The sequence below is a fragment of the Streptomyces sp. NPDC026417 genome (assembly GCF_055567695.1).
Genome location: NZ_JBVHPY010000014.1, coordinates 160,412 through 172,895, shown reverse-complemented (window position 1 = coordinate 172,895; position 12,484 = coordinate 160,412). Strand labels below are relative to the sequence as shown.

The 12,484-nt window shown below is 72.6% G+C and carries 8 protein-coding genes; 5 read left to right on the top strand and 3 right to left on the bottom strand.

Going from position 1 to position 12,484, the window contains the following annotated elements:
* Positions 1-57: 57 nt before the first annotated feature.
* On the bottom strand, positions 58-1,410 hold the full coding sequence (locus ACZ4NT_RS22690) for a serine/threonine-protein kinase (RefSeq protein WP_467727201.1): 1,353 nt from the start codon (positions 1,408-1,410) through the stop codon (positions 58-60).
* A gap of 386 nt (positions 1,411-1,796) precedes the next feature.
* On the opposite strand from ACZ4NT_RS22690, the gene ACZ4NT_RS22685 reads away from it, so the two are divergent.
* Positions 1,797-2,342 (top strand): cysteine hydrolase family protein, encoded by a 546-nt coding sequence (locus tag ACZ4NT_RS22685; RefSeq protein WP_121407585.1) that lies wholly within the window; start codon positions 1,797-1,799, stop codon positions 2,340-2,342.
* Positions 2,343-2,403: 61 nt separating this feature from the next.
* Here the strand turns inward: ACZ4NT_RS22685 and ACZ4NT_RS22680 are convergent, their stop codons facing one another.
* Positions 2,404-3,396, bottom strand: coding sequence for a helix-turn-helix transcriptional regulator (locus tag ACZ4NT_RS22680; protein WP_467727199.1), 993 nt, complete (start codon positions 3,394-3,396; stop codon positions 2,404-2,406).
* A 137-nt stretch (positions 3,397-3,533) separates the two neighbouring features.
* On the bottom strand, positions 3,534-7,268 hold the full coding sequence (locus tag ACZ4NT_RS22675; RefSeq protein ID WP_467727197.1) for a S8 family serine peptidase: 3,735 nt from the start codon (positions 7,266-7,268) through the stop codon (positions 3,534-3,536).
* A 335-nt stretch (positions 7,269-7,603) separates the two neighbouring features.
* Between ACZ4NT_RS22675 and ACZ4NT_RS22670 the strand changes: the two genes are divergently transcribed.
* From ACZ4NT_RS22670 to ACZ4NT_RS22655, 4 genes are all read left to right on the top strand, one after another.
* A complete protein-coding gene (locus ACZ4NT_RS22670) occupies positions 7,604-8,890 on the top strand; it encodes a DUF2254 domain-containing protein (protein ID WP_467727195.1) in 1,287 nt (428 codons plus the stop codon).
* A gap of 49 nt (positions 8,891-8,939) precedes the next feature.
* On the top strand, positions 8,940-10,778 hold the full coding sequence (locus tag ACZ4NT_RS22665; RefSeq protein WP_467727193.1) for an alkyl/aryl-sulfatase: 1,839 nt from the start codon (positions 8,940-8,942) through the stop codon (positions 10,776-10,778).
* A 29-nt stretch (positions 10,779-10,807) separates the two neighbouring features.
* Entirely contained in the window at positions 10,808-11,410 is a 603-nt protein-coding gene (locus ACZ4NT_RS22660) for a TetR/AcrR family transcriptional regulator (protein WP_121407289.1), read from the top strand.
* 121 nt (positions 11,411-11,531) lie between these two features.
* Positions 11,532-12,449, top strand: coding sequence for a TauD/TfdA dioxygenase family protein (locus tag ACZ4NT_RS22655; protein WP_467727191.1), 918 nt, complete (start codon positions 11,532-11,534; stop codon positions 12,447-12,449).
* The last annotated feature ends 35 nt before the right edge of the window (positions 12,450-12,484 follow it).

The window sequence follows — 12,484 nt, the reverse complement described above, 5'->3', positions numbered from 1 at the left end:
GCATTGTCCGGAGGCCGCGCGGGCCGGGGGCGACGGCGTGCCGTGACGCCGTCCCGGCTACTTGGGCGCCTTCTGCCTGCCGTGCGCCGCCCCCTTCTTGGCGGCCTTGTGCTTCGGCGACTTGAGCGGCCGCTCGGCGCGGGCCGACGCGGCGACCTGACGGCCCTCGGGGGCGTGTCCCCGAGCGGCGGGAGCCGAGGAAGAGGACGTGTCGGGGCCGCTCCGCGACGACGGCTCCGCGGAGGCGGACCCGGCGCCCGGGTCCGGGTCCGGGTCCGGGGCGGCCGCGGGGGTGTCCGACGGCTTCACGCGCGGAGCGGCCGAGGCATGACGGTCGGGGGCCGCGGCGGTGTCCGGGCCGTGGCCGGGCAGGCCGGCCATCCCGGTGAGGGTGACGCCGACGAGCGTCGCCAGCGCCGCGCCCGCCGTGGCCAGGGTGCGCCCGCTCGCCCGGCGGGCGGGCGAGGCGTGGTGGGTGCGGAGCGTGCCGGCCGCCCCGAGGGTGGAGTGGGGTGGCGTGTCGTGGCCGCCCGGCACGGGGACGGGGACGGGGCGGGACGGCGGTCCGGTGGGGCTCTCCGCCGCGCTCAGGGCCGCCAGCACGTCCGCACACGTACGGGCGTCGGGACGCCGGTCCTCGTCCCGTGCGGTCATGGCGCCGAGGAGTGCGGCCAGTTCGTCGTCCAGGAAGGGCGGGAGGACCGGGGGGCGGTGGACGCGCGCGATCGCGGCCTCCAACGGCGCGCCGTCGTATTCCAGTTCCCCCTTGAGGCACTCCAGGAGGGTCAGACCGAGGGCGTACACGTCCGCGGCGGGGCCGACCACCCGGCCCAGGACCTGCTCGGGGGCCAGATAGGCGGCGGTGCCCACCAGGGCTCCGGTGGCGGTGTGCGCGGTGCTGTCCATCAGCCGCGAGATGCCGAAGTCGGTGAGATGGGGAGCGCCCGCCTCGTCCATGAGTATGTTCGACGGCTTGACGTCGCGGTGCACCACTCCGGCCGCGTGCACGAAGTCGAGGGCGTCCGCCAGGGCCGCGCCCACCGCGCACACCTCGCCGGGGGTCAGCACACCCGAGGCGACGCGTTCACGGAGCGTCTGCCCCGTGATGAGCCGCATCACGAGGAACGGGCTGCCCGCCTCACGTCCGGAGTCGAAGACCGTGACGAGTCCGGGGTGCTGGAGGCCGGCCAGCGTCACGGCCTCCTCGGTGAACCGTTCCTCCGTCTGCGCGTCCCCGCCCGGCCTGAACACCTTGACCGCCACCGGTCGCCGGAGCCGGAGGTCGAAGCCGCGGTACACGTCGGCGGCGCCGCCCCGGCCGAGGAGGCCTTCGAGGTGGTACCGGCCCGCCAGCACGTCGTTCCTGCCGAAGCGGGTGTCCGTCCGCAACGGCCATTGCTGTACAGGCATGCGCCCTCCTCGGACGGACAGGTGGGGGATTCCCGGTCTCCGGTTCATCCCGCGGCAGCCGTCCGCGTTCCCACAATGCGCCGCGCTATCCCTTTCCGGGCCGAGACCGACGACCCCGCACCGCTCCCGGAAAGCCCGCACGTGTGCCGTTCGCTCCCCGGTGACCAGGGCTTTCCGGGCCGGAGAGGGGGCGGCGGAACGGCCGCGGATGCCGGGGCCGGTGCGGGGTACCTCACCGGACCGGACCGTGCGTCGGTGACCACCGGGGCGCCCCGGCCGGGTCACCCGAACAGCACGGCCCCCGCGGGCCCGCCGCGCGGGCCGGGACAGGCGATGTCACGGTGGGCTCTGCTCCCTGGGCCGAGGAGGATGGTGTGGAAACCGACCTGACGAAGACCGCTCTGGTCGTCATCGACATGATCAACACCTATGAGCACGAGGACGCCGAGGTGCTGGTCGAGTCCGTCCGCGAGGCCCTGCCGGCGATGCGCCGGCTGATCGGGCAGGCGCGGGACCAGGGCGCGGACGTCATCTACGTCAACGACAACTTCGGACGCTGGCGCTCGCACCACGACGAGCTCCTCGACGCCGCCCTGCGCGGACCGCACGCGGATCTCGTCGAGCCGATCCGGCCGGACGGGGAGTCGCTCTTCGTCGTCAAGGCCCGCCACTCGATCTTCTACCAGACGCCCCTGGAGTACCTGCTGGGCGAGCAGGGCATCGGGCACATCGTGCTCTGCGGCCAGGTCACCGAGCAGTGCGTGCTGTACTCGGCCCTCGACGCGCACATCCGGCACTTCCGGGTGACCGTGCCGAGCGACGCGGTGGCACACATCCACGCGGACCTCGCGGAGGCCTCGTTCCGCATGATGGAGCGGAACATGAACGCGGACGTCGTGCCGTCCGACCGGATCGACTTCGCCAAGGGATAGCGGACGGCTCCGCTGCTCGGGGGACGGCGGGCGGATCCGCCGAAGCCCGGGGCGCGTTCAGTCAGTGCGCCTCCACCCAGCCGTGCCGGACCGCATGACCGCCGAGCTGCATCCGGGTCCTGACCCCGGCCAGGTCCATCAGGCGACGCAGGTGCCGGTGCAGCGTGCGCGGCGACAGACCGAGCTGCGTCGCCACCGTCTGGTCCGTCACGCCCGCCAGGAGCAGCGCGAGGATCCTGCGGTCCAGGTCGGTCGGGCCCTGCGCGCCGACCTCGACGCCGGCCTCGGCACCCTTGCCGCGGCCGGACAGCTCCAGCGGGTGGGCGGCGCGCCACACCGCCTCGAACAGCGCGTCCAGCGCGTCCAGCAGTCCGCTGCGGTGCAGCAGTACCGCGCCGGGCTCCCCGGCCGGCGTGACGGCGAGCGGGACGAGGCCGAGGTCGGCGTCGGCCAGTACGAGCTTCATGGGCAACTCGTCGGCGACGCGCAGCTGTACGCCGTTGCGCAGCGAGTCGATCGCGTCGTGGACGATGCCCGGCTCCGCCAGCACGGCCCGGTCCAGGACCGCCCGGAAGCGCACTCCCCTGCCGAGGGCCATGGGTTCGGCCGTGTTCTGGTCGGGGGGCAGGGCGACGAACGGCGCGGTGATGAAGGAGCGGACCTCCGTGCGGGCGGCCTGCTGCACCTGGAGGAAGCGATGGCGGATGGCGTCGACTCCGGTGACGACCTCGATCAGGTCGCTGATGCTGCTGCCGGTCATCGCCGCGCGGTGTTCCTCGGCGAACGTCACCAGGGCCTGCTCGGCCAGGCGCAGCCCGTCCCGGCGCTGGCCGATGAGGGCGCCGAGCGCCATCGCGGGCGGTGCGGCGGTGAACCGCTCGTCCGCCGATCTGGTGGCCAGTCCCCAGTCCGCCAGCCGCGACAGGGCGTTGCCGACGTCGGCTCGCGGCAGGGCGACCACCTCGGCGAGGAGGAGGGCGGTGGAGTCGGGTCTGCCGAGCAGCGCCCGGTAGACGCGCTCCTCGTCGGGTGCGAGGCCCAGTACATCCAGCATCGGCGACCGACTCTCCTCCGCTTGCCGCAGCGGGGCGAGTATGGGCCACGGCGGCAGATCTTGAAAAGTCCCTGGCTGGAGGGCTTGTGCGGGGAAGGGCCCCGGGGAGTCGGCTCCCCGGGGCCCGACGGTGCGGCTCATCGCAGGCCGTACGCCCGGATGATCTCGTTCTCGACGCCGAAGCCGCGGTCGGTCTCGGCGCTCGCGCGGACCGAGAGGAAGCCGCCGGGCTTGCCGGCCGTCCTGAACGAACCGGTCCAGGAGCCGTGGGCGCCCCTGGTCAGGGTCACCTTCTGCCAGGTCCTTCCGTCGTCGTGGGAGACGTCCAGCCGCACCCTGGTGACGGTGCCCGGGACCTTGCCCAGGTCGGACGATACCGGCTTGAGCGTGATCCGCTGCGTCGCCCGGGCCCGCACGTCGCCGTGCAGGTCCGACTCCAGCCCGTAGTCCAGGTTCAGCACCGAGAACGGCTTGAAGAAGTCCGTGTCGGTGGTGTCGGACACGAAGGTCCACTCGGTGTGGGTGCGCGTCGACAGCCGGAAGGCGTCGCCCGGCCGTTCCACGTCGAGGACGGCACGGTAGGGAAGCTTGCCCGCGGGCACCTCCTGCCACTGCATGTCCCCGCTGACCGGGTTGTCGTGGATCAGCGTGTCGCCCTGGAAGACGCGCAGGTGTGACGGGGTCTCACCCCACGGGAGGTAGCCGCCGAGCCGCTGGGTGCCGCTGGCCGAGGCCCACGCCTGGACGTTCCACGTCATGTAGTTCTGCCAGCGGGAGTTGTAGACGCCGAACGACTCGCTCTGGCCCGGGCGGGTCAGCGGGGCGAACCAGTCCTGCCGGGTGGTGCTGCCCCGGGTGTAGGTGTTGTCGCCGGAGACCATCGTCCACGGCAGGGCCGTGTCGACGCCCTGCGTGTGGAACTCCCGCCAGACCTGACCCGGGGTCACGTACTCGATGCGGGTGCCCGGGTGCCGCTCCCGCTCGGGGATGTTGAACGACGGGCTGAGCGTGAAGTCGGAGCGGTAGCCCTCGGCCGCACGATCCCCCGCGGCCGCGTAGTAGCGGGCGTCGATCCGGGCGAGGTCGGCCTTGGCCGGCTCGTAGACCAGGGGCCGGTCGGGCACCCGGCCGGGGTAGTCCCGGGTCAGGTCGTAGACGTACGGCGAGTACTCGGTCTGCTTCACGGTCAGCTTCAGGGTGCCGGACCTGGCCATCGCGGCGAGGGTCCGGCCGGCGTCCCGGTGCACGGCGGCGACGGGGATGGCCGACTCTCCGACGTACTCCATCAGGGACCCGGAACCGTCGTTGACCACGATGAGCGCCTTCGCACCGGCCGCTGCCGCGGCCTCGGCGCGCTCCTGCGGCGAGACCTCGTCGCTGCGGTCGACGACGACGACCTTGCCCTTGGCCCGGATCCTTCCGTAGGCGGTCGCGGCGCCGTCGCCCGCGTGGACGGCCTCCAGCCGGTCCTCGCCGGTGTGCAGGGTGCTGCCCGACTGCACCTGCGTGTCGAAGCGGAGGCGACCGCCGGGCGTGCTCAGACCGAGCTGCGGCTCACCCTTGCGCCAGCGGGTGGTCAGGATGAACTCGCCGTGCTTCATGGGCTCCGTGGGCGCCACGTAGACGTCGTCGTACATGGGCGGCAGCACGTACGCGCTGCGGTAGTCCGTGTACGGGTCCTGGCCGTCGTAGTGGACGTTGAAGTCGACCTTGCGCTGCCGGTCCTCCGTGCGCTGCGGCGCCTCGGTCCGCAGCAGACGCGCCTTGCCCGCGTCCAGCACCACCTCGGCGGAGCCGTCCTCCAGCACGGTCTCCGGGTCGACCAGCACGGCCAGCCCGGAGCGGTCCGCCTTCTCGCCGGAGACGTCGAGGTAGCCCGCGACGGTGTAGACGCCGGGCGCGGTGCGCAGGGTCGTCGAGCCCTCCACGTAGAGCGAGTAGGGCCAGACGTCGCCGGCCAGGTTGACACCGACCCAGCCGGCGGCGGGCTTGCCGTCGCGGCCGACGAGCTTGATGGTCAGGTCGTAGCGCTCCTCCTCCTTGAGCAGCGCCACGGACGTGCGGGTCACCGGCTTGCCGGTGGCCGCGTCGGTGGCGGTCACCCAGCCGACGTGCCGGCCCGGCGGGACGGTCCGCGGGTCACCGGTCACCGGGACGACGGCGGTGCCGCCCGCGGGGACCGTCACCTCGGCGGCTCCCAGGGTGAAGGGGCCGCCGTCGTCGCTCAGCGCCAGGTCGAGCGTGGCGTCGCGGGAACCGGTGTTGGTGAAGGTGAGCTCCTTCGTGACGGCGCCGTCGCTCGGCCGGTGCGGCCACGTGTGGTTGCCGAAGAAGAGCGAGCCGGTGCCGCGGACGGGGGTGCGCACGGCGGCGGCCACGTCGAGCCGGCCGGTCCCCACCTCGTACGGCGAGTAGCCGTCGTCGAGGCGCTTCGCGGTGCTCATCAGGTGTTCCTTGAGCTGCGCGCCGGTCCAGTCCGGGTGCTGCTGCGCGAGGATCGCCGCCGCGCCGGCCACGTGCGGGGTGGCCATCGAGGTGCCGCTGAGGGTCCGGTAGAAGCCCTCGCCGCCGTCGGTCATCGCCTGGGAGCGGGGGGCGGTGATGTCCACGCCCGGCGCCGCGATGTCCGGCTTCATGGCGCCGGAGGAGGCGAGCGGGCCGGTGCTGGAGAAGGACGCGAGACGGTCCTCCTTGTCCGTGGCGGCCACCGTCAGCGCGGCGGCCGCCGCGCCCGGCGCGGAGATGGTCTCCGGGCCCGAGTTGCCCGCGGCGGTGACGAACAGCGTGCCGTACCGCTCGGACAGGGAGTCGACCAGCTGCGACATCGGGTCGCTGCCGTCCGTCGGGTAGGAGTCGCCGAGGCTCATGTTGACGACGTCCGCACCGGACTCGGCGGCCCACTGCATGCCCGCCATGACCCAGGAGTCCTGGCCGTAGCCCTCCGCTCCCCCGAGCACCTTGCCGACGAGCAGGTCGGCGTCCGGTGCGACACCCTTGTGGTCGCCCCCGGAGGCGGCGCCCGAACCGACGATGGTGCCGGCCACGTGCGTGCCGTGCCCGTTCACGTCGGTGACGCCCTCGTCCGGCACGAAGCTGGCGGTGTCGTCGATCAAGCCCGCGAGGTCGGGGTGGCCGGCGTCGACACCGGTGTCGAGGACCGCGACCTTGCTGCCCTTGCCGGTCCAGCCGGCCGCCCAGGCCTCGGGTGCGCCGATCAGCGGCACGCTCTCCTTCAGGTCGGGCTCGACCCGGCCGTCGAGCCACAGCTTGGCGACACCCGCGCCCAGCCCGGCGCTGCCGCGCGGTGCGACGGCGGTCCAGAAGGTGCGGGCCTGCCGCTTCTTCGTGCTGAGCACGGCGGCCCGGATGTCCGTGAGCTTGCGGGTCATCCGGCTGCCGCGGGGCGCCGTCGGCTCGACGGCCTTGCGGGTCTTCGACTCGGCGTACGTCGCGATCAGCGGCACCGTGGCCGACTTCGCGTCGTCGTAGCCCATCTCGATCAGGTCCGTGACGTTGAAGAGCCGCCGGTCCAGCCTGCCCTTCCCGAGCAGCGCCGCCGCCTCGTCGGGGACGACGAACAGGTCCCCCTTGATCTGCTGGAGTTTCACGCCGCCGACGGCGCTGTCGGGCCGGTCGACCTCGGCGGTCTGTCTGCCGTCGGCGGACGTGGTGACCGTGACGACATCGCCGGTGACCAGGGTGACCTGATGGGTCGCCGAGGGCTTGGCGGGTACGGCGGGCTTGCTCGGAGCGGCCTGTGCGGGCACCTGCAGGACCACGAGGACCGACGCCAGCAGCGGCACGGCGGTCGCGGCCGCGGTCAGCCGTCGGCGTCTGCGCCGGGAGGCGGAAGCCTGGGAGGGGGAGGACATGCCATGGGTCTATCGACCGGCGAACACCGCCGTGAAGGCCTGTCGGCGGCAAGTCGCCGCCATGGCAAGCACTTGCCAGTCGTAAACCACGCGAAGCCGTACGAGACCAGGTCAGTCCCCTCGTCGAGGGCCCCCGGTCGCGCACGCCACCGCCGCACCGGTCGCCGCCACCCCGGCGGGGCCGCGGCCCCGCGCACGTCCGGGACGCCGTACGGCGCTGCCGCGCGCGGTCCACGGAATCGCCTTAGTGTGAGATCACGGCGATCCCGTCGGGGGAGCCCGCCGTCCCGTGTGCCCGAAAAGCACCCGACTCCTCCGGTCGAAGGGGGCGTGACGTGGGTGTCCCGACGTCGTGGGCAGCCAGGTTCCGGCTGCGGCAGTACGCCAAGGCCAGCCTGTGGATGGTGCCGACGGCCGGTCTCGTCCTCGGCGCCCTGCTCGCCGAATTCGCCCTGACCGCCGACAGCACGAACGTGCCGCCGAGCGGCTGGCACTACTCCTCGACGACGGCGAGCGGCGTACTCACCGCCATCGTCGGGGCGATGGTGGCCCTGCTCGGATTCGTCGTCACCATCGGCGTCCTGGTGGTGCAGCAGGCCACGGGAACCCTCTCCCCCCGCTACATGCGGCTGTGGTACCGGGACCGGCTGCAGAAGGCGGTGCTGGCGACCTTCACGGGGACGTTCGCGTTCGCCTTCTCCCTGCTGCGCAGCATCGAGTCCGATTCGGTTCCCGACCTGGGCGTCACCCTGGCCGGCGCGGCGGTCGCGGTCAGCCTGGTGCTGCTGCTGATCTACCTCAACCGGTTCACGCACAGTCTCCGGCCGGTGGCCATCGCCGAGTTGGTCACGAACCTGGGAGAGCAGGTCTTCACGAGCGGTGCGTCCGTACTGCGGGGAGCGGCGCCGCGCGGGGACAGGGGCCTGCCGCCCGCGGGAGCGGTGACGCGGATCCGTACCGAGCGCGGCGGGGCGATCCAGGCGTTCAACGTGGCCGGGCTGGTGGCGGAGGCCGCGCGCCACGACTGCGTCTTCGTGGTGACCCGGCTGGTCGGGGACTTCGTGCCGCCGGGCGCCGTCCTGGTCGAGATCCACGGCGGAACGTCCCGGCCGTCCCCGGAGCGGGTGACCGGCCTCATCGCCCTCGGCGCCGAGCGCACGATCGAACAGGACCCCGCCTTCGCGCTGCGGGTCCTCGTCGACATCGCCATCCGGGCCCTGTCCCCGGCGGTGAACGACCCCACGACCGCGGTGCAGGTCATCAACTACATCGAGTGGTTCCTGCACACCGTCGGCGGCGTCCACCTCCCCGGCCGGTACGTGCTGGCCGACCGCGACGGGGATCCCCGGCTCGTGCTCCCGGGACGCGACTGGGACAACTTCCTCGAACTCGCCGTCTGCGAGATCCGCGACTACGGAAGCTCGTCGGTGCAGATCTGCCGCAGGCTGCGCGCCGTGCTGGACGGCCTGCTCGACGCCCTGCCGCCGGAGCAGCACCCCGCGGTGCGGGCCCAACTGGGCCTGCTCCGGGACGCCGTGGAGCGGCAGTTCACCGATCCGGCCCGGCGGGCCGTCGCACAGCAGCCGGACCTCCAGGGCATCGGCGGGCGGAGCCCCTCCTAGCTCTCCCCCGGGTCCGGCGGTAGATCCCCCCTCACAACGGAGCGCCACCATGAGCACACCTCGGTTCGAGGACACCAAGGACTTCGAGAACGCGGACCGTGGGTTCATCGCGGCCCTCACCCCGGGCAGGATCGAGAACGCCGAAGGCCGCGTCGTGTACGACAGCGACAGCTACGCCTTCGTGGACGGCGCGTGCCCGGACACCGCGAACCCGAACCTGTGGCGGCAGGCGCAGTTGGTGTCCAAGCAGGGGCTCTACCGCGTCACGCCGAACATCTACCAGGTCCGGGGCCTCGACCTGTCCAACATGACGCTGGTCGAGGGCGAGCGGGGTGTCGTCGTCATCGACCCGCTGATCTCCACGGAGTGCGCCGCGGCGGCGCTGGCCCTGTACCGCGAGCACCGGGGCGACCGGCCGGTCACGGGCCTGATCTACACCCACTCCCACGCGGACCACTTCGGCGGTTCCCGGGGCGTGCTGCCCGCGGGCACCGAGGACGGCGTCCCGGTCCTCGCGCCGGCGGGCTTCATGGACCACGCCATCAGCGAGAACGTCTACGCGGGCAACGCGATGACCCGGCGGGCCGTGTACATGTACGGCGACCGGCTGCCGCGCGCGGCGGACGGGCAGATCGGCGCCGGGCTGGGCATGGCGATGTCCACCGGCACGATCAGCCTGATCCCGCCCACCGTGGACATCACCGAGACCGGGCAGGAGGAGGTCGTCGACGGCGTACGGATCGTCTTCCAGCTCACCCCCGGCACCGAGGCGCCCGCGGAGATGAACTTCCTCTTCCCCGAACTGCGTGCCCTGTGCCTCGCGGAGAACGTCACGCACACCATGCACAACATCCAGACGCTGCGCGGCGCGATGGTGCGGGACGCACGCAACTGGTCGCGCTACATCGACGAGGCGATCGAGTACTTCGACGGCCGCTACGACGTCGGCTTCGCCTCCCACCACTGGCCGACCTGGGGCCACGACGAGGTGGTCCGCCTGCTGAGCGAACAGCGGGACCTCTACGGCTACCTGCACGACCAGACCCTGCGGATGCTCAACGAGGGGCTGGTGGCCGCGGAGATCGCCGAGGCGATCCAACTCCCGCCCGCCATCGAGTCGGCGTGGAACACGCGCGGCTACTACGGCTCGCTCAGCCACAACGTCAAGGCGGTCTACCACCGTTACCTGGGCTGGTTCGAGGGCAACCCCGCCACCCTCTGGGAGCACCCGCCCACCGAGCAGGCCAGGCGCCACGTCGATCTGGCGGGAGGCCGGGACAGCGCGCTGGCCAAGGCGCGCGCCTACGTCGAGGAGGGCGACCTGCGGTTCGCCGCCACGGTGCTCAACTACCTGGTCTTCGCCGACGCCGGGGACACGGAGGCCAGGGAGCTGCTCGCGTCCGTCTACGACCGGCTCGGGCACGGCTCGGAGAACGGCACCTGGCGGAACTTCTACCTGACCGCCGCTCTCGAACTGCGCTCCGGCGTCGGGGGCGAGGTCGCCGACGTCACCAACCCGGAGATGGTGATGGCACTCTCCACCGAGCAGCTGTTCGACTCCCTCGCCATCAGGATCGACGGGCCGCGGGCGTGGGACGAGGACCTGGTCATCGACGTGAACGTCACCGACGAGGGGCGCAGGCACCGGCTGACCCTGCACAACGGGACGCTCACGCACCGGGTCCCGCGCTCCGAGGGCGCCGGCCGCTCGCTCCCGGAGGCCGGACTCACCCTCACGCTGACCAGGCCCGAGCTGGTCGGCCTCCTCGGCGGCCGGGGCATCGGCGAGGTCGAGCACACCGGCGACCCGGCTCTGCTCGGGCGGCTCTTCGCCCTCGTCACCTCCCCCGACAAGCAGTTTCCCATCGTCACGCCCCGGACTCCGTAGGCCGCGGGCCCCGGCCGTAAGCTCGGGGCATGGTGGGTACGCAGCCGGACGGGTCCGGACGAGGGCCGGGCCGGCCGCGCGAGGAACGGGTCACGGGAGCCGTCCTCAAGGCGGTCGTGGACATGGTCCACGAGCAGGGGATCGGCGCCGTCACGATGGACGCCGTCGCGGCCCGGGCCGGGGTGAGCAAGCCCGCCATCTACCGGCGCTGGCCCACCAAGCAGGATCTGATCATCGCGGCGGCGGAGACCCGAATCGGCATCCTGTCGGTGCCCGACCTGGACGATTTCCGCGCGGAGCTCCGCTTCGTCCTCACCGCCCGCCTGGACGCCTACCGGCTGCCGGGCACGGACCGGCTGATCGCGGGCCTCATCGGCGCGGCGGCCGAGGCGGGTGCGGTGCGCGGGCAGTACGCGGAGTACACCGAGCGGATCACCGGTGAGACGCGGCGCATCCTCGAACGCGGCATCGCCCGGGGCGACGTGGCGCCGGACACCGATGTGCGGGCCGCGGCCACGCTGGTGGCCGCCCCGCTGATCTTCCGGCTGATCGGCGAGCAGGAGCTGCCGGACGCCCGCTTCGTGGACACGCTGGTCGATCTGGTCGCCCGGGCCGTCGCCCCCGTCGGCTGACCTACCTCCCCGCGGCGGCGGTTCACGGCTCCCCATTTTCGTGCCGTCAGGCTCTTGCCTCGCCCCACCCCAATAACGATACTCCGAGTAACGATTTTCGCCGCCTCGTTCCGGAGGACTCATGGACACCGTCGTCTCCGCCCCCGCTCTCGACAAGCCGCTGATGCACTACGGCAAGCGCACGCTCGACCGCATCGCCCCCGACGCGCCCCAGCCCGACTACCGGCTCCTGGGTGTCTCCCCGCTCACGCCGCACATCGGCGCCGAGATCGGGGGCGTCGACCTCTCCCTGCCGATCGGCGAGGACCTCGCGGAGGAGATCAGGCAGGCCCTGCTGGAGTGGAAGGTGCTCTTCTTCCGCGACCAGCACGGCTTCGACCCGCAGTCCCAGCTCGCGTTCTCCGCCCTGTGGGGCCGGCCGGAAGCGAACCCCTTCTTCCCCAAGGGCGACACCGTGGGGGTGTCGCGGCTCGCCAAGGACGCCATGGCGATGGGCACCGAGAACATCTGGCACAGCGACCACTCGTTCATGGCCGCGCCGGCACTCGGCTCCGTCCTGCGCGCAGTCGAGGTCCCGTCCGCGGGCGGCGACACCATGTGGGCCGACATGGGGGCCGCCTACGACAACCTCACCGAGGACATGAAGACCCGGATCGCCGGGCTCACCGCCGTGCACGACTGGGTGCCCAGCTGGGGTGCGCTGATGACCGAGGCCCAGGTCGCGGCACACCGCGAGAACCTGCCGGCCGTGGAGCACCCCGTCGTCGTACGCCACCCGCGCACCGGCCGCCGACTGCTCTACGTCAACGAGCCGTTCACCACCCGCATCGTCGGGCTGCCGGACGCGGAGAGCCGCGAGCTGCTCGGCGAACTCGTCCTGCAGGCGCGGATCCCCGAGTACCAGGTCCGCTTCCGCTGGCAGCCCGGCTCGGTCGCGATCTGGGACAACATCGCCACCCAGCACTACGCGATCAACGACTACTTCCCGCAGCGCCGGGTCATGGAACGCATCGCCATCGCCGGCGTGCCCCTCTCCTGACCGAGCACCCGCCCCCTCCTCCCCCGACCAGTCTC

Coding starts and splice junctions, on each gene's coding strand:
- ACZ4NT_RS22680 (WP_467727199.1), bottom strand. CDS start 3,396: ATGCTGGATGTACTGGGCCTCGCACCCGACGAGGAGCGCGTCTACCGG.
- ACZ4NT_RS22660 (WP_121407289.1), top strand. CDS start 10,808: ATGGTGGGTACGCAGCCGGACGGGTCCGGACGAGGGCCGGGCCGGCCG.
- ACZ4NT_RS22655 (WP_467727191.1), top strand. CDS start 11,532: ATGGACACCGTCGTCTCCGCCCCCGCTCTCGACAAGCCGCTGATGCAC.
- ACZ4NT_RS22665 (WP_467727193.1), top strand. CDS start 8,940: ATGAGCACACCTCGGTTCGAGGACACCAAGGACTTCGAGAACGCGGAC.
- ACZ4NT_RS22675 (WP_467727197.1), bottom strand. CDS start 7,268: ATGTCCTCCCCCTCCCAGGCTTCCGCCTCCCGGCGCAGACGCCGACGG.
- ACZ4NT_RS22690 (WP_467727201.1), bottom strand. CDS start 1,410: ATGCCTGTACAGCAATGGCCGTTGCGGACGGACACCCGCTTCGGCAGG.